This is a genomic window from Hahella chejuensis KCTC 2396, from assembly GCF_000012985.1.
Lineage (GTDB): Bacteria > Pseudomonadota > Gammaproteobacteria > Pseudomonadales > Oleiphilaceae > Hahella > Hahella chejuensis.
The window spans coordinates 2,860,983-2,883,898 of sequence record NC_007645.1; the positions used below are offsets into that span (position 1 = coordinate 2,860,983).

Genomic DNA, 22,916 nt, shown 5'->3' on the forward strand with positions numbered 1-22,916 from the left:
AGCCGCTGGGTTATCGGGCTATAAAAAATGGGGGAAAATACGCCGGTTTGATACTGATTATGAGCGGGTAGCAGGCATGGCCCGATTTGGCGGCGACAGCGCTCACATTGTGCCTGTAACTGGCGGCTATGAATGGCGTAATCGTAAGGGGGACTGGATTAAATATAATGAAGAAGGTAAGACACTTTCCTATGGCGATATTGCTAACCAATACACGCTAAATCGGGACGGACAGGGACGAATAGAGTCTGTCGTAGATAAGTTCAATCAGACGCTTTACCACATTAAGTACTCCGGCGACTCCAGGGCGCCAAGTTCCGTCACGGATTACTCCGGCCGTGAGGTGTATTACGACTATGTTGATGGAGAGTTACAGTCCGTCAAGGATGTGCGCGGTTATGAATGGCGTTATGTCTATCACTCAGGCAAGTTGTCCCAGCGTATAGATCCTAATGGCAACGCTACTTCATATGAGTTTGACGATAATCGACTTGAGAAAATAATACTCGCCAACGGAGACGCTACTTCTTACAAATACGAATATCTGAAAAATATTTCCATTAACCAAAAAGAAAATGCCGAGTTCTATAAAATAACAAAGAAATTACCCGATGGAACGGTTGAGGAAGTTAAAGTCCGTAATGCGCCGAAACCAACGGGCATTGGGTTTCTTTCAACGGATAAAGGATCTTCCGCGCCTGTTAGTAGTGGGCAAGGGGTTTTATTGACTTCTGCGACTGATCAATTACTTGAAAAGAAGCGAAATGAAAAGCTCCTGTATGAAAGAGAAGTCAACGGAGAGCTAGTTAACAAGATAGTTTACGACACAAAAAATAAAATTCGCACGGTTACCCGCTATGGTGAAACGACCGAATACGTTGAAGACGTTTGGGGTAACAAAACTGAAATCCGCTATCAAGATGGGCGCAAGGAAACCGCCAAGTACCATGCTGCTTTCAATCTGCCGTTAGAGCGTATTGACCCCAAGGGCGTCAAGCATAGTTATAGCTATGATGGGGGCGCGCGCTTGACCAGCTACACCCAGTCTGGTGAAACAGAAAGTCGCTCCTTCACTTATAGCTACAGTGATACTAAGCGTACGGCAAGCATCGGTGGGGCGACTTATACCGAAAACCTTGATACCTATGGCAATGCTAAATCAGTTGTAAACCCGGAAGGCAATGTCTCTACATATACATATAATGCTTTGGGCCAAGCGATAACGGAAACACGTCCTGAAGGCGGCGTTTATACATATAGCTATGATGACGCGGGTAATCTTCTGTCTATAGAAGATCCTCTGAAACGCGTAACAAGCTTTGAATATGATCCTGCCGGAAACCTTATTAAAACTACTCTTCCGAATACTGGTGAAGTGCGCTATGGCTATAACAAGCTAAATGAGCAGACTAGCGTTACTAGCCATTATGGATCTGTATTTAAATCTGAATATAACCATAACAATAGAGTGTTAACTTTCACAGATGCTCTAGGTAATCAGTCTCTGATTCGAAAGACGCCACATGGTCAGATTGACTATCAAAGAGATGCTAATGGAAACGAAACCGTTTATTTCTTTGACGACTTCTTGGTTAAAGAAGCCGAATATCCTACTTTTACGCAACAAATTGATTACGATAAGTCCCGCTGGGCTGCTGCTGTCACTAATAAGTTTGATGGGCAGGAGCAACGCTCGAATTTTGAGAGAGATTCAATTGGGCGGGTGAGTAACCTGACGGACGCAGAGTCCAATAGCACCCAGTTTGAGTATGATGTTTTTGGGCGTGTCGTTAAGTCTACGGATGCGGAACAGGGCGTCACGCAACTAGCCTATGACGGCTGGGACAACCTGATCAAACTCATTGACCCGGAAAATCGAGTCACTGGGTTTACCTATGACAAGAATAATCAGGTTAAAAGTGAAAGGCGCTTTCCTGATGGCGTCAATGCAGTGACTCGCTTTTACTTCTATGATGAAAATGGAAACCTGATTAAAGAGATTACTCCGAATGGCCAGAAGATTTTTTATCATTATGATTTGGCGGATCAATTAGAAAAAATAGAATATTTTGCGACGGAGATTGCCGTAGCGCCGGAGCAAGTAACAACATTTACCTATAACAGTCTAGGTCAGATAGAAACCTATGGCGATGGTGATACATCCGGGCAATATCGTTATAACTTAATGGGACAGTTGATCGAGTCCACGATTAATTATGGTCCGTTCAGCAAAACTATTAAATATAGCTATGACAAAAACGGAAGGGTCAGAACCTACACTAATCCTGAGAATGTTACATACTCCTATGGTTATGATCCTAAAGGGCAGATCCAGACAATTAATATCCCTGGCGAAGGATTATTAACCTTTAACCGCTACAGTTGGAACCAGCCGACACAGATTACACTTCCGGGAGGGATGACGATCAACCGCGTCTATGACGGCCTACAGAGAGTCAAAGAAAACCAACTGGACGATCCGGCTAACAACCCTATCGCGAGAGTGACTTTGGGGTATGACAGTGTCGGCAATATTACCAGTCAGTCCACTGAGCACGGAGACTATCAGTATAGTTACGATAAGCTCTATCGTCTAATTGATGCGGATTACCCTGAAAGCGATGCTTTTAATCTTCAAGATGAGTCGTTTGAGTACGACGGTGTGAGCAATAGAGTGGCGCATACCATTTTGGCGCGGCCAGAGAGAGAAGAGCTAGAATATAATGAAGCGAACCAACTGATTCGCCAAGGCGATACCTATTACCATTATGACCATAATGGCCACCTGATTAGTAAAAGTATTGATAAGAATGGAGATCATCCAACCTATAAATATATCTATAACAACAAAGAGCGCTTGATTCGAGTTGAGGCGGGTGGCGATGGTATTGTAGCAAGCTACGGCTACAATCCGTTTGGCCATCGCATGTGGAAGGAGGTCGATGGGCTCAAAACTTATTTTCTATACAACCATTCCGGAATGGTTGGAGAGTATGATTCGTTCGGTGCTCTGATTAAGGAATATCACTACACCCCGGGCAATACGTGGATGACAAGCCCATTATTTCAGCGTGCCGGAGAAAATACCTATTACTACCAGAATGACCACTTGGGCGCTCCTCGCCAGATGGCGAGCAGAAACGGCCAGATTGTATGGAAGGCTGCTTATGAGGTGTTTGGAAGAGTAAAAATATTTGTCGATAAGGCTGAGAATAATCTGCGGTTTCCAGGCCAATATTTTGATCAAGAAAGTGGAATGCATCACAATTATTTTAGAGATTATAATCCTGGTTATGGGAGGTACATTCAAAGGGATCCGATAAGTGTCTATGGTGGGATTAATGTTTATGCATACGCGAATGGAAATCCTGTTGTTTATATGGATCCACTTGGTCTGGCTAAAATGAATGTCGGTGTGGGGGGGAGCGTCCCTATTTTAGGAGGTTTTTCATTAGGTTTATTCGGAACTGATGGTGACGGGGATGGTGGGTGTCATATGGATGTAGGTTTATTTTTCCAAGCAAACAAACCTATGGATGGCTACTCAAAAAAAGGAGGGAAAGTAATGAGTGGAAAGGGACTTCCAGGTTGGTTTGTTGGAAAGTTTAAAATTGGTGAGCAGATCGGTATTAGCCGAGGTGGTCGGGGTTCGGTTGTTCAGCTAGGAGCTGAAGTAAGCGTTGGAATTGCTGGTATTGGTGGCAATATTGGTATAAATGCAGATAATAAAACTAATACCCCAGATAGTATTGCAATTGAGGGAGGGGTTCTCTTCGCCATTGGAGCTGAAGAAACTGTTAATTTCAGTGTTTCTGTAGCAGATATGGCGCGACTAGCAGCTGCAATTATTTCCTGGGATTTTGACCAACAAATTTTCGGTGTCCCTAAAGGTGGCAGTTGCGAGTGTAGTAATTAGAGTTAATAGGAGAGACTTTGTATGTGTAAGCAAAGAAGAAGGTTTTTTTTAATCCTTTTTACTCTGGTTTTTATTGTATTTTTGAATAATATAATCGATGGGTTTTTAGGTGGTGGATTGTTTTTTAGTTGGCATTATTTATTATCTATGGCTTACTTTGTTTTTTTTGTTATCTATGTGGTAAGACTGAAGTGTCCAAATCCTAGTTGCAAGGCGCGCCAGATATGCAGAAGTAAAGCGATAATGCATTGGAGACTTCCTGGAGATAGATGCCATAAATGCGGAATAGAACTAAATTAGTACAGAGATTTTATAATGCGCTGCACTTCAACAGGTGCGTTTTTATAAATTCAAGTCAGATTATGTATACTAGGATTGTCAAATAATGACAGCGATTCGAAGTAAGTCGTGGATCGTGACGGCGGGGTTGGTTTTGTTCGTGGCGGGGCTGCTGGGTGGCGTTGCGCGGGCGGAGGAATCGCTGTGTGCGGTGGTGAAGATGGAGCTCTCCCAGGAATTGACGGTGGAGCGGCAGGCCTTTGAGGCGACGATGCGGGTGACCAATAGCCTGGATGCGTTCGCTTTGGAGAATATCAAGATTGCGATTCAGTTCAGCGATGACGCGGGTAATTCGGTCATCGCATCCTCTGATCCGAATCACAGCTCGGCGAAGTTTTTCATCAAGCTGGATCAGCATCAGGGCATCAACTCCGTCTTGTCAGGGGCGAACGGCGCCATTACCGATGGTAAGATTGACCCCGCTCAAGTCGGCGAGCTGCGCTGGCTGATCATCCCCACCAAAAGCTCCGGCGGCGCTGACGGGCAGGGCAAGCTCTATTATGTTGGCGCAACCCTCAATCTGACATACGGCGGTAAATCCGAGACCCTGCAGGTGGCGCCGGATACGATCGTTGTCAAACCACAGCCCGACATACTGCTCGACTACTTCCTGACCCGGGAAGTGAATGGCGACAACCCATTCACGACGCCAATTGAACCGGCGGAGCCATACACCCTTGGCGTGCGTATCTCCAACCGGGGCGGCGGCGCGGCGCATAAAGTCAAAATCGAATCGGCGCAGCCCAAAATTATCGACAACCAGCATCAGTTGCTGGTGGACTTCAAAATCACTGGCAGCTATCTGGATGACAAGCCAGCGGATAAAACCCTGCTGATTGACTTTGGCGATATTCCCGCCAAGAGCAATCGTGTCGGGCGCTGGATCATGGAGTCTTCCCTGACGGGCACTTTTACAGAACTGACCGCCAAGATGACCCATGCCGACGAACTGGGCGGCGCCCTGACGTCTTTGCTGCAGGCCCCGGTCACACATCTATTGGTGCACGACGTTAAAGTTGATTTGCCTGGGCGCGACAAGATTACGGATTTTCTTGCGCATGAAGGCGCTGGCTACAAAGTGTATGAATCTGAGTCATTGGGCGTCGAGAATCCGGTGTGTAACGACTGCACAGACGTCAAGACTTTGAGTGGCGCTCTTGGCGGCGAGCAGAGCGGTGGCGGTTCCGTCAGACGCGTGTTGACCGTTGGCGCGATGGAAGGGCTGGCGTACATCAAGATCAGTGATCCCTACCTGGGCGACAAGGCCTTGACGCGAGTAGTGCGCGGCGATGGCAAAGCGCTGCCAGCGAATAACTTCTGGCTGTCCAAAACCCTGAAAGAAGACAAGATCAACTACGACTATTACTTGAACCTGTTTGATAGCCTGTCCTCGTCCAGCGACACCAAATATACGCTGGAATTTGGCGGCGTCGCGCAGGTAAATCTGCCGCCGGTTATTCAACATATCAGCGATCGTACGACCTATGAAACCGGTCAGGTCGGCTTTCTGGTGCAATCCAGCGACCCCAATAAAACCACACCGACGTTAACTGTTCTGAATCCTCCCAGCGGCGCCACCTTTAATGCCAAAGGCGACGGTACGGGGACATTCAATTGGTTCCCACAGCGTGGGCAAGCTGGCGCCTACGTGGTTAATTTTGAAGCCACCGATGGCGCCTTGAAAGCGGCCAAATCCGTGAAAATCGTGGTGAACCCTGAAAATGATCGCGATGGCGACGGCATGGACGACGCCTGGGAGATAGAGCATTTCGGTGATCTTTCCCGCGATGGGACCGATGACTATGACCACGACGGCATATTGGATCTGGCGGAGTTTCTGAATGGCGGCGATCCCAAGAATCCCCCCACGGGACCGCAGCCTCCAGAGCTGGACACCCCCGCCTATGACGCGGAAGTAGCTACCGCCGCTCCTGTATTGAAGGTCAAAAACGGCGCGCATCAGGATGGCGCCTATAGCTATCGATTCGAGGTATACCGCGATAAGGCCCTGAAGCAAAAAGTAGCGACGATGGCTGGCGTAGCTGAGGGCGGCGCAACCACTGAGGCGGTTATCGCCGATGACAAACTGGAGCCGGGCGTCACGCTCAGCGATAACGCGGAATACTACTGGCGCGCCCGCCTGGAAGGCGCTGAAGCCAACAGCGACTGGGTGAATGGACGCTTCTTCCTGAACTCCGCCAACGATGCGCCGGGCGAATTCGCCATTGCCTTTCCCGCCAGTGAGTCTGTGGTCGCCTCCGTAAGGCCTACCTTGGTTGTTAATAACAGCGTTGACGTGGACCGGGATGCGTTGAACTACAGCTTTTATGTGTATGCGGAATCCGACGCGAGCTTCTCCAGTCCGGTGGCGCAGGTGACAGGCTTGAATCCCGGCATCGGCGGCAAGACTTCCTGGCAGGTCTCTGAATTACTGGAAGAGAATGGCGTCTATCTATGGATCGCCAAGGTCACTGACGAGCATGGCGCTGTCGCCACCAGCGAAGCCGCCAGCTTTATCGTTAGCACCTTGAACGAAACGCCGGCGGCCCCGCGTATCGCAGCGCCAGAGAACGGCGCGGTGACGGCGGATGTCGTCCTGGACTTGCAAGTGCACAACGCGGTTGATCCCGAGCGTAACGAGCTGAGCTACTTCTTTGAACTGGATACGGTTGAGACATTCGACAGCGCGGAGAAGAAAGCGTCTGGCGCGATAACGGAAACGCAGCAAACCACTTCCTGGCGGGTAGAAGGTCTGGTGGAGGACAAGGTCTATTACTGGCGTGTGAAAGCCTATGACGGGCTGTCATTCAGTCCTTGGATCAGCGCCTCTTTCACCGTTGACGCTGAGAATCTCGCGCCGCCTGCGCCAACCTTGAACAATCCGGCGGATGGCGTCTGGGTCGAAGTCGCCAGACCGGCGCTGTCTGTGCATCCGGTTAATGATCCGGACGGCGATGCGGTGACCTATCATTTCGAGCTGTACGCCGATGCTGAACTGAAGAACAGAGTCATGGAGCGTCAGAGCGCGGAAGCTATCTGGACGCCGGATGCTGATCTGTCTGATAACGCAACCTACTGGTGGCGGGCGCAGGCGATTGACGCCAAAGACATGGCGGGTCCATGGAGCGCAGCGCAAAGCTTTTTTGTGAATGTGGATGGCGTCAATGACGAGCCGACTTTCGCTTTCGTTCTGCCGAAGGAGAATCAGGTCCTGTCCGGCGGCGCAGTCGCGATTCAATGGACGGACGCCGACCCGGACAGCGCGGCGAAGATTTCTCTGCTTGCGAATGGTGTCGTTATTGCTGACAACATAGAGGAAGATCTGGATGGGGACGGTGATAAATACACCTGGAGTCTGGATGGTCTGGCGGACGGGGTTTATACCCTCAGCGCGTTGATTAAAGACGAGGCGAATCAGGTCTCCGTAGCCGCCTGTTGTACGGTGACCAAACAGTCCAACTCTGCGCCGGTTATCGTCTCACTGCCGCCTTCGCTGGAAACGGAAGAAGGCAGCGCGAAAACGGTTGATATCCAGATTTCTCTGGGGCGGAAGCCGGAAGCGGGTAAAAGCGTGCTGATCAATCTTAGCCTGTCCGACGCCAGCGAAGGCCTGTTATTAACGGAGAACTATCTGCAATTCACCGAGACCAGCTGGAACTTGCCGCAGACCGTCAGCGTCAGAGGCGTGGACGACTGTGAACCGGACGGTGAGATCGCCTACAAATTGATCCTGGCTCCAGCGGTCAGTGACGACTCAGTGTACAGCGGTTATGACGTGGACGACGTGACCCTCTACAACCTGGACGATGAACAGCCTGGGCAGAAGCTGGTGGTCTGCTCTGTTGAAGTGACCGATCAAGTCGTCAATGGCGGTAGGGTGCAGGCGCGGGTCTGGCCCATTGTGACTAATTATGGTGCGGCGATGCAGGACGTTAAGGCGACAGCCTCGGTCAAAGCTGGCGCTGATCTGAGTATCCTGGATACGGCGTCCGTCACATTCCCGGTGATATACCAAGGGCTGAATGCGCAAAGTAACCAGGGCGTGTTGGTGGATGCTCCCGCCAGCGCCAATGGTCTGGTCGATTACAGCGCCCTGCAATGGTCGCTGACGCCAGGAACGCCCTACACGCAGACGGACGGCGACGATGGCGACAACAACCTGCAAGGCACGGATGGCGATGATGAATTGCAGGGGCGCGGCGGCAACGACTTAATCGTCGGCGGCGGCGGTGCGGACACAATTGTTGGCGGCGTTGGCGCCGACATCATGTTGGGTGGCAAAGGCGATGACCGCTTCTTGATCGAAGGAAGAGACATCTACGCTGACCTGTTCATCGGCGGTGAGGGATATGACCGTATTCTTGGCGGTTCCGGCGACGATGTGGTGAGGCTATCCATTTATGGGGTCTTTGCGCCTGAGTATGGCGATGAAGCTTCCGTGGAGGAAATCGACGGCGGCGCCGGCTATAACCTGATAGAAGGAACGGAAGGCGCGGATCGTATCGTGCTGACGCATACGTTGTTGAAGAATATCGCCAGAATCGATGGTCTGGGCGGCGACGACCTGATTGAAGGCAGCGCAGGCGCTGACCTGATTGTAGGCGGGCCGGGCGCGGACATTCTGAAAGGCGGCAAGGGTGACGATAGCTTTATGATTACCGCAGGCGATGCGGACGCTGACTCCATTGACGGAGGCGAAGGGATCGATCAGATCCTGGGCACGCCGGAGAATGATCTGATCCGACTGACGTCTGTCGCCAACATTGAGATGGTCGACGGACGCGGCGGGCAGGACAAGATCGTAGGCACGTATCAGAATGACCTGCTCGACTTCCGGGGCGCGACTTTGCTGGGGATCACTGAAATCAACGCGGGCTCTGGTGATGACGTGGTATACGGAACTGCGGGCGCTGATGTGTTGGTTGGCGAAATCGGAGATGACCGTCTCTACGGCGGCGCTGGAGATGATCGGTTTATTGTGCGCGGAGCCAGTCAGGCGGGGGACAGGTTTGATGGCGGCGAAGGCTTCGACGTTCTGGAAGGCGGCGCTGGAGACGACGAGTTTAATTTTGCTCTGGTCAAACCCGGTGACCCGGCCAGCCAGCTTGTCTCTATTGAGCGTATCGATGGCGGTGGCGGGCGTAACTTGATAATAGGGAGTGCGGGCTATAGCACGACTGATTATTTAGACTTCAGCCAGATTGAGTTGGTCAGTGTGGCCGCCATTAATACGGTAGGCGGCGATGATGTAGTAATCGGTTCCCAGTCAGCGGATGTCATAAACGGAGGTACTGGAGAGGACATCCTGCGTGGCCAAGCCGGCAATGATGAATTGATAGGCGGACAAGGTAATGATGAGCTATATGGAGAGGAAGGCAATGACCGCTTGATTGGCGGGAGTGGAGACGACCTCATGAGCGGCGACGCCGGCGATGATGTATTTATTTTACTTGGCGGAGACGAGGGCGCTGACCGTTTCATGGGGGGCGCAGGGTTTGATGCAATCATTGGCTCCACTGAAAATAACGTTGTTCGCTTGCCTATAATGAAAGACGGCGATCCCAAATCAGTACTGGATGTTGAGCAGATTAACCTGGGCGCCGGGACGAACTTGATCCTTGGCGCGGATGGATACAATGGGAATGATGTGCTCGATTTTAGTTCGGTAGAACTGATTGGCGTCGCTCGTATTGAGTTGCGTAACGGAGCGGACACTGTTATTGGCTCTTTAGGCGACGACTACATTGACGGCGGCTTTCGGGATGATAATCTCCGTGGAAACGATGGGAATGACACCCTTATCGGCGGGAGAGACAATGACCGCTTATACGGCGACAATGGCGTTGATACTCTGGACGGTGGTTCAGGCGATGATTATCTTGATGGCGGGGCGGGTGCAGATGTATATCTCTACGCGCCCTCCGGTGATGTCGACACTATTGCTGACTCTGATGACTCCGGCCAAAATAATCTGGTTATCTCCGGCGGCGTCAGCAAAGAGCAGCTGTGGTTCCGGCGCTCCGGCGTTAAGCTGGTGATTGACCTGATTGGGTATGGAGCGAGAGACAAGGTCGTGATCAACGGCTGGTATGAATCAGATACGAAGTCGCTGAGCCAGATTACGCTGAATGACTCCGTCATTTCTGAAGAGGATATCACTGCATTGGCGGATTTAATGTCAGGCTACTCCGCCCCCAGTTCCGGCCAGCTGACTGTGTCGGACTCTGAGTGGGAGACCATCAAAGCCAGCATTAACGCGAAGTGGCGATAGCCGTTCGCTAACGAAAGAAGTAAAGCCGGCTAGCAATAGTCGGCTTTTTTCGTTGGGTATCCCCCATTTGGCAATACCATTAACACTCGGAACGCACACTTCCTCAAGCCACAGAATCCGACCCACCCTTAGCCTCCAGCAATCCTGGCTTGATCAGCGAGTAGTAGCGATATTGGCCGGGGCCGGATTTTTTGGCTTCGTACATGGCTTCGTCGGCGTAGCGGAGGAGGGTGGTTTCGTCGTCGGCGTCGTCTGGGTAAACGGCGATGCCGATGCTGGGGGAGGTATGAATGTGGGCGCCGCCCAGTATGTACGGCCGCGACAGGCTGATGACGACGCTTTTGGCGAGGCGGGCGGAGTTGTTGAGGTTCTTGTGGTCAAGGGCGACGATGACGAATTCGTCTCCGCCCAGGCGTGAAATCAGATCGGACTCACGGCAAACGTTTTTCAGGCGAAATGCGACTTCCCGCAGCAGGGCGTCTCCCGCGTCGTGGCCATAAGTGTCGTTAACGGCTTTGAAGCGGTCCATGTCCAGATACAGCAGCGCCAGCTTGCGTTTGCGGCGGCGGGCCATGGCCAGCTCTTGAAACAGGTAGGCGGTCAGAAAGCGTCGGTTGGCGAGCCCGGTAAGGGAGTCGTGAGTGGCGAAGTATTCCGCCTGACGTTGCGCGGTCATCTCGGAAATGAGCAGCGCCGCGCCGACAGGGCCGCTTTGCCCGTCCTCGAAGAGCGGCAGGCAGGCGGCCAGAAAGTGTCTTTCCAGTTCATTCGACGTGTCCTCTATGACGGCTTCTGCATTGTAGGAAGGCGTTCCTGACAACAGCGTTTGTGAAAGCGGCGTTTCAAATTGCGTCAGAAGTTCAGAAGGCAGTTCAGTGATCATGCGCCCATTCACTACACTGTTTTGTAGTCCGCTCCACTCGGCCAGTCTCCCATTCATGCGCAAGCAGCGCATGTTCTGGTCGACAATGACGATGCCGATAGGAGCGCCTTCATAAAGCATATCCAATTCCGCATATTGACGTTGTAACGCGGTCTCCCTGGACTCCAATTGCCGCATCATGTCGCCCAGCGCGTCGCTCAGGAGATGGATTTCCTGAGGCGCGGACTGTCTCATGCGAAAGGCGACCAGACGGGCGCCGTCTTTGATTTCCCGCGCTGCGGCGGCGAGAGACTTCAATGGCCGGGAAATTTGCTTAGCAATACCCCATCCCAACAGAGCGAATACGGCGGCGATAAATGCTCCCCAGCGCCAGATAGCGGTTCGCAACTGACGAACCGGCGCCAGCGCTGTTTCAGCCTGTTGGCGCGCCACGACAGTCCAACCCAAGCCTTTATAGCTGCGGAAGCCTTTGGTGTCGGCGAATCCCGTCAGGTAGCGCTCGCCGTCTGGCCATTGGGTCAGGCCTATCGCATTGGCCTTGAGCGAATCCGGCAAATAGATGTCCATGGCGAGCAGGGCGTCGGGCCCCAGAATAACGCGGTGCTGTTGGGATAGCACCAAGAACTCGAGCTTTTGACTTTGGTGGCGCAGAACATTCGCCGCCAGCTCCGACGCCCAGTCCCAACTCACATAAGCGCCCAGTATCCCGATAACAAGACCTTGCGAGTTACGGACAGGGGTGGCCATCTCAATGAAATTTGAAAGCTTTGTGGTAAAGCCGGGACTATCGACGCCATCCTGGCGCAGGCTGCGAATATCGCCCACATAAGGGCCAGCTTTGCCGTTGAGCCACCAAGTCTGGTCTGAGACATTCATTCCCTCCATCAAACCGCCGGTGGCTTGCAGCACAAGACCGTTCTCATCAGTGAAGCCGATCCAGGCGTAATATTCCTGGGTTTTCTTCAGCGCTTCCAGGATATTACGGCGCTCCTCCTCCTGGCCATCACGCAAATAGCGGATGGTGGGAAGGCTGGAGACGTTGATGATGTCCCGCAATCTTGCGTAGATGCCCCGATCGAGATCTTCGGCCAATTGCGACGCTGCGCCGATGAACTGGCGATCCAGTTCTTTCTGAAGGCGGAGGGAGGCTTCGTAATCGACAATAGCGCTCACCACGGCGGTCGTCGCGATGACCACACCGGCGAAGCTGAGAGAAAGCAGGGTCCTTAACCTTAAGTTCATTGCGGACGTCCCGGCCACAAGGGGAGGGTTCTTTAGGTGTAGATGAGCGGACCCAAAACTGCAAGAGGTAAGCGATGGCGGAAGAAAATATATTTTCTCCCGCCTGTGTGGGTCTAAAGACTCCAATCCGCGACCAGACGACCCTCGGCAAGCTCTATCACCATGACTTTGCCGTCGTCGCTATACAGCGCGAGTCGTCCGGGAAAGAACTTGGCGCGCACCGGCGCAAAGCCTTCCACATTGATGGACAGACAGAGCTGGCGGATAAGCCGCCCCTGTCTTGCATACAGCCTAAACTTGCGGCCGCCGCCGGGACTCTGGGTTGCCACCGCCAGCCAGTCGTCCTCCAGCAGAACATGCGCGATTTTGTCCGTTGGCGGCAGCGCGAGGGGGTCTCCGCGATGATCGCCCTCAATCAGCGACAAATACTCCACGCCGGTGTCGCGAGGATCTTTGAAGATGCCGGCGATGACGCCATCCGACCCCATCGCCAGGGGGCGACACTGGCGAATCATCGTTTTGCTGATTGGGTCGCGGGCGCGCAGGAAAAAATGCGGCAACCGATAGCGCCATAATTCGAAGGCGTCTTCGGAGCTTTGCACCAGTAATGTCAGGCTTCGGGGTGTCCGATTGAGGGCGACGACCTGGCCAGGCAAGTCGGAGATGCTCCACAAAGCGGTTCTCTGTGGGTTCAGTACATCCAGCGACCACAGACTGACGCCTTCTGCGGCGATCCATTGCCCGCCGTCGAAGCTGTCGGCGATGCGGTCGGCTTTAAGCTCCAGCCAGCGGCGCACGCTGCGTCCGGCGAGATCAAAATATTGCGCTTTGATAAAGCTTTCGTTGCGGTCCAGCACCAGGGCGCGATTACCGTGATCCGAACCCACCAGCGCGCGGGCGCCGACAGACCAGCTGTGAATGCATTGGCCCAGGGCGTTATGCATGAACAGACCCGCATCGCCCCGAGCGATAAGGAAACCGCCATTGTGCAGCGGGCAGATATCCAGGATGGCGGCGCCGGCGCCTTTGGTGAGGCCGTATTCCAGAGGCTGGACGCGGGTATATAGCGCTTCACCTTGGCTGCGACCAGCAGCGCCCAGACTGAGGGCGGTTATTTCATGACTCAATAATGGATCAGCCGCCACGCCAAGGAGTCGCTGCAGCAAACGTTTATCATACTGCGCGTGTCCGGCGCTTAGCTCGTTGAGCAGGGCGCGCACCGCCGTTCTCGCCGCCAGACGCACCGCCTCCTGCTTGGCGTCTGCGCCGCTGCTCGTGCTCAGCTCCTGAATGAGCGTGTAGCGAACATTGACGTATTCAGCTTGATCCGTCGACAGTATGCGCAGCACTTCCGTTAGATAGGTTTGCGCATTGGCGGGATGTCCGCTCTTCAGATAGTAGACCAACAATTTGGCGGCGTTGTCGCCGCCTTCGGAAACCGCTTTGCTGATCCAGTCGATCACTTCGGCGCGCTTATCCTCCAGCGGCCAGGCAAGCGTCACCGCTGCATGAAAGTCGCCTTCCGCCGCTTGTAGGCTGGCGAATTCCCAGCGCATGCGGTCGGCTTCTTCCGGGGCGTGTCGTTGCAGCAGATCAAGGACGTTTTTGTGGCAGCCAGTCTGTCTGACGATAGCAATGGCGCGCTCTATATCACCAGCCAGGAGCCATTGTCGCACGACTCGGGCGGGGAAAAGTTGCTGTCCTTCCGCCAGCTCAGCCGCCAGTTTGAAGCGGCCGTGCTTTTCCAGATAGTCCACCGCTCTCTCGTATTTGCGCAATAGATCCGCCAGCACGAAGGCGGCTTCTTCGACTTTTCCGGCGGCGTCCAGCCGTTTGAACGCCTGCTCATACGTCCGCTCCAGCAGCGACATGGACTCATCCTGCACGTACACGGAGCCGCCGCTGTTTTGCCTTTGAGTGCTCAGGGATAGACTCTGGCGAGAGTCGGGCGCGCCAAAGGCCGGGCGGCCGGGGCCGCGCTCAAAAGCGTCTCTTATATCCTGCAGGGGAATGGCGTTTTTCAGCGCCTCTTCCAGCAACCCCTGCTCAAACAGCTCCATCATCTTGTGCAGATGCTGAGCCTGTTTCCTGCCCAGGAAGGCGCCCATGCGCGTAGTCATGAGATACATCGACACTGCATCGCGCATTCTCGACCAGGGCGAGCCTGAGGGACGGGACGGACCTGACGCGGTTGCAGGGCGGTTACCTCCCGATTGTCCGAATAAACCGGATAGCGCAGCCCGAACCAGACCGGAAAGCGTAGGGCCGCTGCTGGCGCCTGACTGACTCTGCTTCAGCGCCTCAAGGGTTTCCTGTTGCGCTTGCGATGCTTGCAAACCGGCCCCTTTGAATACCTGACGGACATTACTGTCGACATGTTGGATGGCCACTTCCGGCGGGTTGATTTCCCCCAGCGGCTCCACCGTCAAGACCCGGTAGCGGTTGATGGCGATAAACTCGGACGGGGCGCGCAGTTTCTCCTTGTGTAAGGATAGCCGCGCCAGGTCTCCGGCGTGCTGGCGCAGCAGCCACTGTAAAGGCGCATTTGCAGTAAACTGGCCTTCCTGCAAGGGCGTGGTCGACAACGTATCGCCATAGCGCACCAGTGCGTAAGCGCTGATCTGCTGGCAGTTCAGCTCTCGCGGCTGCGGCCAGACCAGCGCCCAGCATCCGTCCAGCTCATATAAAAACGCGCCTGGAATCCAGTTTTCCAGAATTTGACGCTTCAGTCCGTCGAGATTCGCGTTACCGCTCCCCGGCTCCAGCAAGAGTCCCTGGCAATCCAGAACGCCTTGATGTAACAGTTTTTTGGCTTTCATGGACGTTCTCCGACCGGAGCGGAAACGGTCTCGGATACGCCTTGGATCGGCAGGCGCAGCAGCTCTTCCTGCTTCAGGATGGCGTAGACGACGTAATCCCCATTTTCTTCGATGTAGTGCAGATAGGGCAGGTGCGGATTGATCATCATATGCGACATCCTGCGCGTATTTTTCATTACCAGAAAAGCATGGGAATCCTGACGGGCGGTGACTTTTGTCGCGCAGGGCTCCAGCACAATCAGACTGGGTCTTGACTGACGCACATACCCTCCCAGCTCTTCCGCTGCTGGCGCGAATGAGACGATACCGACCACGGTCCCATCCGTCGCGGCGATGTCAATGGTTTCGTTCACCGAGGCGGCCGAGATCTTCCAGGTATTCTCAGCATATTGATACGCCATGGCGGGCACGCCCTGTACAGAACCATGAGATCCGGTATGGAAGAAAACACTGGGCTCTGTTTGCAGCTCAGTAGGAAACTGCTTCTCTTTCAGGGGCGCGCTATCGCCACTCATGGAGCCATAGACGATCAAGTTCGGCTTGCGCCAGACTGCTCGGAACAAGCGTTTGCCATAAGCGCCGAGATGTAGAACGTCTCCGTCTTTACTCTCAAACTCCGCGTCTTCAGCGTTCCAGTTCATATACAGCAACCTTCCTCTGGCGTCTTTCACCCAAAGTTGGCGCTGCTCCTTGGCGGTAGGCGTGAAAAACAAGGGGTTTGGCGGCGTCCCTGGCGGCTGGGGGGAGCGAGGGTTGGCGCCAGGACGGGCCAGGGTTTCCTGGCAGCCTGGAAAACGGTGGAGATAGGTCTTTTGTCCCGAGACGAGAATTGCGCTGAGACGTTTTTTGCTGAGAGACAAAGCCAGCAACTGCTGGCTCTTTGGCCAAGCCAGCGTTTTCACCCCTCCCGGGTTTTCGCGGGAGGAGCCTGGAATGGACATGGCGACAATTCTATTGGGGCCCTGGAAGAACGCCAGCTTGCGGCCGTTCTGGCTGAACGCCGCGAACCCGGTGATAGCTTCTTGCTGAGTCGATGTGGGCGTCGCTTTGTTCCGGCTGAATGGGTTGCGCAGCAGACGCAGACCGATGTCCTGCTCCGGCAGGGCGAGGGTGAGCGTTTTAGCGGAGGTGGACGGGCCGCCTGACGGCTTCTCTGAATGGGAACGCGCTGGCGGCAGGCTGACTCGCAGCGCCGGCGCGGAGCCGATCGCCACGCTTTCCTCGATCAGAATGGAGCGGGAATGGGGAAGGGGGGCGGTGTCTGGGGTATGGCCGCCTACCAGCCACAACTCTGAATACTCCAGTTCCTGCAAGCGTCGTTTCCAGGCGGACATATGTGCTGTGGTTGCCGGCTGCGAGTGGCGAGAGCGCAGCATTTTCATGACGGCGCCTTCGTCCGCCTGCTCGCTCAGTTGCAAACTGTCGTCCTGCAACACGCCCCAGCGCAGTATGCGCTTTTGCTGAGCCGTGCGACGCAGGAACAGGATAAACAGCGCCAGATGCGCGAGTCGGGGCGCGCCTAACTGCATGGGGCCGCTGTCAAAAAGCAGGATGGCGCTTTGATCGTTGCGTGACGTTTTCTGCGCCTGCGCCAAAAACAGGTGTTCGCCCATGGCCGCTCTGCGCATGAATTCCTGCGGGAAACGTTTGGCGACCGTCCACTCGCTAAGCAGTAAGCGTTGATAGTCCGCTTCTCTTGATACGCCTGCGTAGCCGTCCGGTTCGCGCTCGCCTGACAGCGCGCTGAGTCGCGCCGGGCCAAACAGCGTCGCCAGTTTTTGCTGCGCTGCGTTCAGATAATCTCCCAGGTCATCCTGAAACAACTGCAACAGAACGGACCATTTTTCGGCGCCTTTATTAAGCTGCATGACGTTTCAGTATGTCCTGAATAGTATGCGGGTCCAGAGGCAGGGCCTCCCGCAGGGGAATCAAGGTTTGCCGCTCCGGGTCGATGGCGAAATCGCCGGAACCGGCGTGACGATGCACGGCGTGTTGCAACAGGTCTGGCGGCGTCGTCGGTTGTAAATAAGTCGGCCACCACAGATGCGGACTGGATGCCGCGCGCCCCAGATAAATAACGCCGGGAATCCAGGGGAGATCTTGCTCCCGGCCCAGGATGACGATGCAGGACGCAGCGGCGACGCCAAGCAGCGCGGTCTGGCGATCCGGCTGCAATTGCAGGAGGCTGCGCAGACAGTCGACTTTGTGTTCTTCGCGCGCGAGCAGTCCGCCGGGTTGCGTCGGCCGCTCACAGCGAACCCATTCGATCTCGATCATTCCGCTTGCGGCGCCTCATGCTGCGTCAATGCGTCCTGCAGGCGCTGGCGCAGGGCGATGAGGCGGTCAGGCAGGGCGTCTGGCGCAAACCCCGCGTCGATTTCCCTGCCCAGCGCTTCCAAACGGCTGCGGCGTTCATCGGAGGGCGCTTCCTGTAACAGCGTCTCCGCTGACTCAGCCAGTCGCGCGGCGCGGGAGGCGGGACTGTTGGCGGCGGCTTCCGCAGCGGCGGATAGCGCGTCATTTTCACAATGGCGCAATGCGTCACTCAGAATCTCACGGGCGCTTTCCTGATTCTCCCGGGTGGGGACGGCGTACAGCAGCGGCCACAGGTCCGCCTCAGTGGGCTGGTTGCGACCCGCCAAGGTCGCGGCGGCGCTGATCAGGCCTTGCGCTTTCACCACTCTGCGGTCGGACAGTTGAATGCCTTCCTTGCGCAGCAGACGCACGCACTTCGCCAGCATGGGCTGGACCCGCGACATGTCCGCCTGTCGCGCCTGATCCGCCAGGGTATCCAATAGCTTGATCTCGCAGCTCTTGATGGGAGGATGAGTCGCCGCCCACCAGCCCTGGCGTAACAGCTCTTCCAGCTGCGCGTCCGCTACCGGCTCCACGAAGCAGTGCACCAGGAAACGGTCAGCGAAGGCGGCGAGGGTTTCGTCTTCAGGCAGGTGGTTGGAGGCGGCGACGCAAATACGCAACGGACAATCGATTTGCGTATGTCCGCGTTTAAAACGCCTTTCATTGAGAACCCCAAGCAAGGTGTTTAGAATTGCCGTCGATCCGAGGAAGACCTCGTCCAGAAAGGCGATTTCCGCCTCTGGCAACATACCGTCGGTGGCGGTTTCCACCACCCCTTCGGACAGCTTGCGGATATCCACGGGCCCGAAAATTTCGCTGGGTTCAGTGAAGCGTCCCAGCAGGTATTCAAAGTACCGTCCTCCCAGCGCCTGCGCGATTCGCCTGACTGCGGCGCTTTTCGCGGTGCCGGGAGGTCCGATGATCAGCAGGTGCTCCCGCGCGACGGCGGAAAGCAGAATGAGGTCGACGATCGTTTCGCGCTCAACCAGCCCTTGGGTGGCTTCTTTTACGGCTTGGCGCACTGCCGAGAGGGCGTTTGATACTTCCATAGTAATAAGTTGCTTGCCAATGTGAGGGGGCTTCTGAAGAATAACGGGGTGGCCGCGCAACTCGTTGTGACAACGAGGATTTGTAACAAAATGACGCGTTGCGGCCCGCTACTGAATGATAGTCGGCGCGTCGATGAAGTCAAACGATAATATGACAGGGCGCATTAGGGTTCGATAGTAAAGTCAGGGATCGCAAAGAGTGAAATTAAAGGTAACTTTTCAAACCAATACCGGATTGCAGCGAGAGCACAATGAAGACACTGTGTTGATCTGTGGTCAGGTGATTAACCAATCCATGCCGGAGCCCGTCACCCGGTATTTTGAAACCGCAGGATCGGAAAGCTGGGCCGTTTCCGACGGCCTTGGCGGTCACGCCTGCGGCGCACTGGCCAGCTATACGCTGTGCTCCACACTGGCGGCGTGCAATCTTAGCGTCGCGCCGGATCTGCAAAGCGTGCTGGACCGTTGCCAGTCCCGTCTGGCGGAGTTGATGCATAATCGCCCCGAGACCCACGGGCTGGGCGCCACCCTCGCCGGCGTCTACGAGCAAGAGGGCGCGCTGCATGCGTTCAACATTGGCGACTCGCGCATTTATCACTGGCAATTCGGGTACTTACGTCAGGTCAGTATTGACGATGTGTTCGGATATGACGATGATGACCCACCAGAACTAACCGGGCTGGACGGTCACAAACTGATCGCCGCCCTGGGAGTAGAGCCAATCAATAATGCTCCCTACGCCCACTACCGCCCGATTCGATTCGGCGTCACCGACAGATTGCTGATCTGCACCGATGGGGTGACGGATATCGTTTCCGCCTCTGAATTCGAGGCTAACATGATGTCCGGCGCCACGGAGCAGGTCGGCGAATGGTTGAGCGCTCGAATCAGAGCGGGCGGAGCGCATGACAATTTTTCGTTTATTCTTATAGAAAGACTGGATGATTGAGTCTGGTGTGGATGACGGGTCCCGAATGACGTTGAGACGTTATGGTCGGGACTCTATTTTGGTGTTCATGCGGCTGCATCGTTGTTGCGGCCGTTGATGTACGTTTTACTCAGAGGTCTGACGGAGTGGTGCAGTGACTGAGGATTCTCGCCCTTCACAGGATAGCTTGGACGAAGTGGTGGATCCCACTCAACCGCAACAGGTCTGTGAACCTACTGAAATAGCGCCGGGGATGGAGCCGACGCAACTTGCGCAGGCGTCGCCTCCCGAGGAAGGCGCCCCGGAGGGGGATGAACCCACCGAACCGCAACTGCGTACTGAGCCCCAGGAGCGTACTGAACCACAGCAGCAACCGGCGCCGCAAACCAAAGTGGTGCCGCAGCCCGCCACGGCTGTATCTTCACCCAGCACCTCTCGGCGCACCGATAATACCGCTACCGGTAAAGCCTCTACCTGGGGCGTGATTCCCCCCGCCATTCTGCAAAACTATGACTTGGTTGAGTGGCTGACCACCATCGGCGCGGAGGCCACCGTCGGCATCGTCACCCGTCACGATACGGGCGAAGACTGCATTCTCAAACTGTATAACCCGAATATGCGCCCTAAAGATGAAGTAGTGCGCTATCTGCTGGGGAATCAGGGCAAGCATCATATTGTTAACCTGATAGAAGCTCAGTTTTGTATGAGTACTCATCGCTTCTTCGAAGTGATGGAGTACGTGCAGGCGGGAACCTTAAAAACCTACCTGAAATCCCTTAGCGGCCCCATGTCGCTGACCATGGTGCACAAGCTGCTGGCGCAATTGCATGACGCACTGAGCCGTCTGCATGATCACGCCATCGTGCACCGGGACTTAAAGCCGGACAATATCCTGTTGCGCAGCACTTCGCCGTTGGATATCTGTCTGGTGGACTTCGGTATTTCCTCCCTGATGAATACCGAAAGCAACCGCACCTCGATCTCCCGCACCGAACGCTATGCGGCGCCGGAGGCCAGCACAGGCCTCAAATCCGCGGCGTTGGACTGGTGGTCCGTGGGTATGATCATTATGGAGTGTCTGCGCGGCAAGGGCGTTTTCGAGCAGATCGACCACGAAACTGTGGTGGACCATAAGATTCTGCATGACATCGATGTGAGCGGCGTCGCTGACGTGCGCTGGCGCTTGTTGTGCGCAGGCCTGTTGACCCGCAACAACGAGCTGCGCTGGGGGACGGAGCAGATCGCCCGCTGGCTGGCCGGTGATAATGATATTCCCGTTTATCGGGATCTGGAGCCAGTGAAAGCGCGCAGGGTGTCCGCGCGCGGCAAAGTGCCGGAAGGGGCCTTCCGCATAGGGTTGCACGACTGCATGACCCTGGAGGAGGTCGGCAAGGCGCTGCAATCGGAGTGGGACGTCAATCCCCTGGTGGACAAGGTGCTGGCCAAGCAGCTGGAGAACTGGTTTTCCTCACAGGACAACCTGGAGGCGGCGCAACGGGTGCGTCACTTTGCTCAGGAAAGCAGCGATCCCAACCTGCGTTTGTTCAAGTTCATCAGTTATCTGAATCCCAACCTCAAAGCCAAGTTTAAGGAACTGGAGTTGACCCGGGAGGGGCTGCAGGCGTTTCTCGGCCAGGGCGCCAAGAACCTGACCCGCAGCAATCTGGAAACTCTGACCGGGGTCTATCGCCACAATTTATTGGAGCAGGCAGGCAAGACGCAACGTGATGTTACCCTGCGCCAGTACGCCCACAACTGGCAGCGTGAGGTTATCGCCTATCTGACCTCTCTGAAGGGACTGCGTCAGCAAAGCGGAACCGAAACGCTGATGCCGAGGGTGGAAGCCAATCCACTACTGAATATCCCGCTTAAATTCGCCGAAATGGGATCGTTCACCCAGCCCGGCGCGTTCGAAAAGATGCCGGGCATGGCCTTTATGGCCCATGTGCTGGAAGCGATTCTTAAACACCAGTCTCCCGCTGAGCTGATCGCGCAGATTCCTGTTGAGCGTTTCCGCGAAGCCTCCCAGGTCAAATGGTTCGGACGCATTTATCGAGCGGAGCCGACCAGCATCGCCGAGGCCAGATTTATTCTCGATCTGCTGCCCATGGCGGAAGCGCAGCTGGCGGACGAGCGGGAAGAGAAACGGCGTTATAAGCGCGCTTTAATTGAACGAATTATTTTCGGCTCGCTGTGGGCCGCCATGTCCACAGGCTTTATCCTGTTCACCTTGCGCAACCACGTCTCCTACCTGCAGGCGGAAAAAGGGCTGGTGTTCGGCCTGATGTTCAGCGTATTGGTGGGCTGCATTCCGTTCCGCCCGAAATATCTTTTGCTGCACGGACTGAGTCTGAGCGCACTGGTGTGCGGCTTGGCGTTGGTGGAAGGATCGCCCGTGGATCTCTCGTCGGTGGGGGATATGTTGTCCTCCATCAAGCGTTTGGGGACAAATCTTGCCGGACCAATGCAGTATCTTATTACCTTGGCGTTGGGCGGCTTCGTGGCGGGCATCGGCATTCGACAGGTGTTCGCCAAAGCGCCGGACGGGCGCATGGGGCAACGTCTGGCGAGAGTGGCCGGGTTAGCTTCGGCGGGAGGAATTTTAGCTGTAATAGTGCTAATTCCTTCTCCAATCGCTACAATAACCGGCCTTGGCGGCCCGGCGCCCGCCAACGGAACAGTAACGCAGGACCTCGGTCCCAGCCACAGTCTGTTCCTTTACCAGCATTACAGTAGTTGGGTGAAGGCCGAAAGCAATACATTCACTCTGCAAAAACGCCTCAAAGTGAACGAAGATTTACGCGAGCGTTTTGGTAGCCGTTACGAGCAGGATGTTCAGAAGACGCGTGCGCAGCTCAATGTTGCGCAGGATCAGGCGGCGCAGAGTTTAGGGGAATACAAAACAGCTTTGGCGAACGCGTGCGATCAGAATCTGAGCGCAGAGAAGTTTACCCGTCATTTAAAGGACAACGGAGTGACAACCGCAAATCTATCCGATCAGCCTGTTACCCGCCTGCTGCTGGATCATCTCGGCCAATGCATTTCTGCTGCGGAGGCTGGAGACGACGAGCTGAAAGATCAATTAAACGCAATCTTGAATTAAACGACTAG

9 protein-coding genes are annotated in these 22,916 nt (G+C 55.0%); 4 read left to right on the forward strand and 5 right to left on the reverse strand.

Features of this window, described 5'->3' with window-relative positions:
* Positions 1–3,049: 3,049 nt before the first annotated feature.
* Together HCH_RS35205 and HCH_RS12555 are read left to right on the forward strand one after the other, a co-directional pair.
* The gene (locus tag HCH_RS35205; RefSeq protein ID WP_420794876.1) at positions 3,050–3,916 is read left to right on the forward strand and encodes an RHS repeat domain-containing protein; all 867 of its coding nucleotides are present in this window, start codon (positions 3,050–3,052) and stop codon (positions 3,914–3,916) included.
* A 385-nt stretch (positions 3,917–4,301) separates the two neighbouring features.
* Positions 4,302–10,526, forward strand: a complete 6,225-nt coding sequence (locus HCH_RS12555) for a putative Ig domain-containing protein (protein WP_011396629.1) — start codon at positions 4,302–4,304, stop codon at positions 10,524–10,526.
* 103 nt (positions 10,527–10,629) lie between these two features.
* On the opposite strand, the gene HCH_RS12560 is transcribed toward HCH_RS12555, so the two are convergent.
* The 5 genes from HCH_RS12560 to HCH_RS12580 all read right to left on the reverse strand — a co-directional run bounded on the left by HCH_RS12560 (position 10,630) and on the right by HCH_RS12580 (position 18,877).
* Positions 10,630–12,651: a diguanylate cyclase domain-containing protein gene (locus HCH_RS12560; protein ID WP_011396630.1), complete on the reverse strand. Its 2,022-nt coding sequence runs from the start codon at positions 12,649–12,651 to the stop codon at positions 10,630–10,632.
* A 113-nt stretch (positions 12,652–12,764) separates the two neighbouring features.
* Entirely contained in the window at positions 12,765–15,470 is a 2,706-nt protein-coding gene (locus HCH_RS12565; protein WP_011396631.1) for a bpX6 domain-containing protein, read from the reverse strand.
* The gene (locus tag HCH_RS12570; RefSeq protein WP_011396632.1) at positions 15,467–17,338 is read right to left on the reverse strand and encodes a hypothetical protein; all 1,872 of its coding nucleotides are present in this window, start codon (positions 17,336–17,338) and stop codon (positions 15,467–15,469) included. The genes HCH_RS12565 and HCH_RS12570 overlap by 4 nt, the downstream gene beginning before the upstream one ends.
* Positions 17,328–17,747, reverse strand: coding sequence for a hypothetical protein (locus tag HCH_RS32300; RefSeq protein ID WP_011396633.1), 420 nt, complete (start codon positions 17,745–17,747; stop codon positions 17,328–17,330). Before HCH_RS32300 ends, HCH_RS12570 begins: the two co-directional genes overlap by 11 nt.
* On the reverse strand, positions 17,744–18,877 hold the full coding sequence (locus tag HCH_RS12580; protein WP_011396634.1) for an AAA family ATPase: 1,134 nt from the start codon (positions 18,875–18,877) through the stop codon (positions 17,744–17,746). The genes HCH_RS32300 and HCH_RS12580 overlap by 4 nt, the downstream gene beginning before the upstream one ends.
* Before the next feature lie 199 nt (positions 18,878–19,076).
* On the opposite strand from HCH_RS12580, the gene HCH_RS12585 reads away from it, so the two are divergent.
* Both HCH_RS12585 and HCH_RS12590 read left to right on the forward strand, forming a co-directional pair.
* The gene (locus tag HCH_RS12585) at positions 19,077–19,826 is read left to right on the forward strand and encodes a PP2C family protein-serine/threonine phosphatase (protein ID WP_011396635.1); all 750 of its coding nucleotides are present in this window, start codon (positions 19,077–19,079) and stop codon (positions 19,824–19,826) included.
* A gap of 133 nt (positions 19,827–19,959) precedes the next feature.
* Positions 19,960–22,908 (forward strand): protein kinase domain-containing protein, encoded by a 2,949-nt coding sequence (locus HCH_RS12590; protein ID WP_011396636.1) that lies wholly within the window; start codon positions 19,960–19,962, stop codon positions 22,906–22,908.
* Positions 22,909–22,916 lie beyond the last annotated feature (8 nt).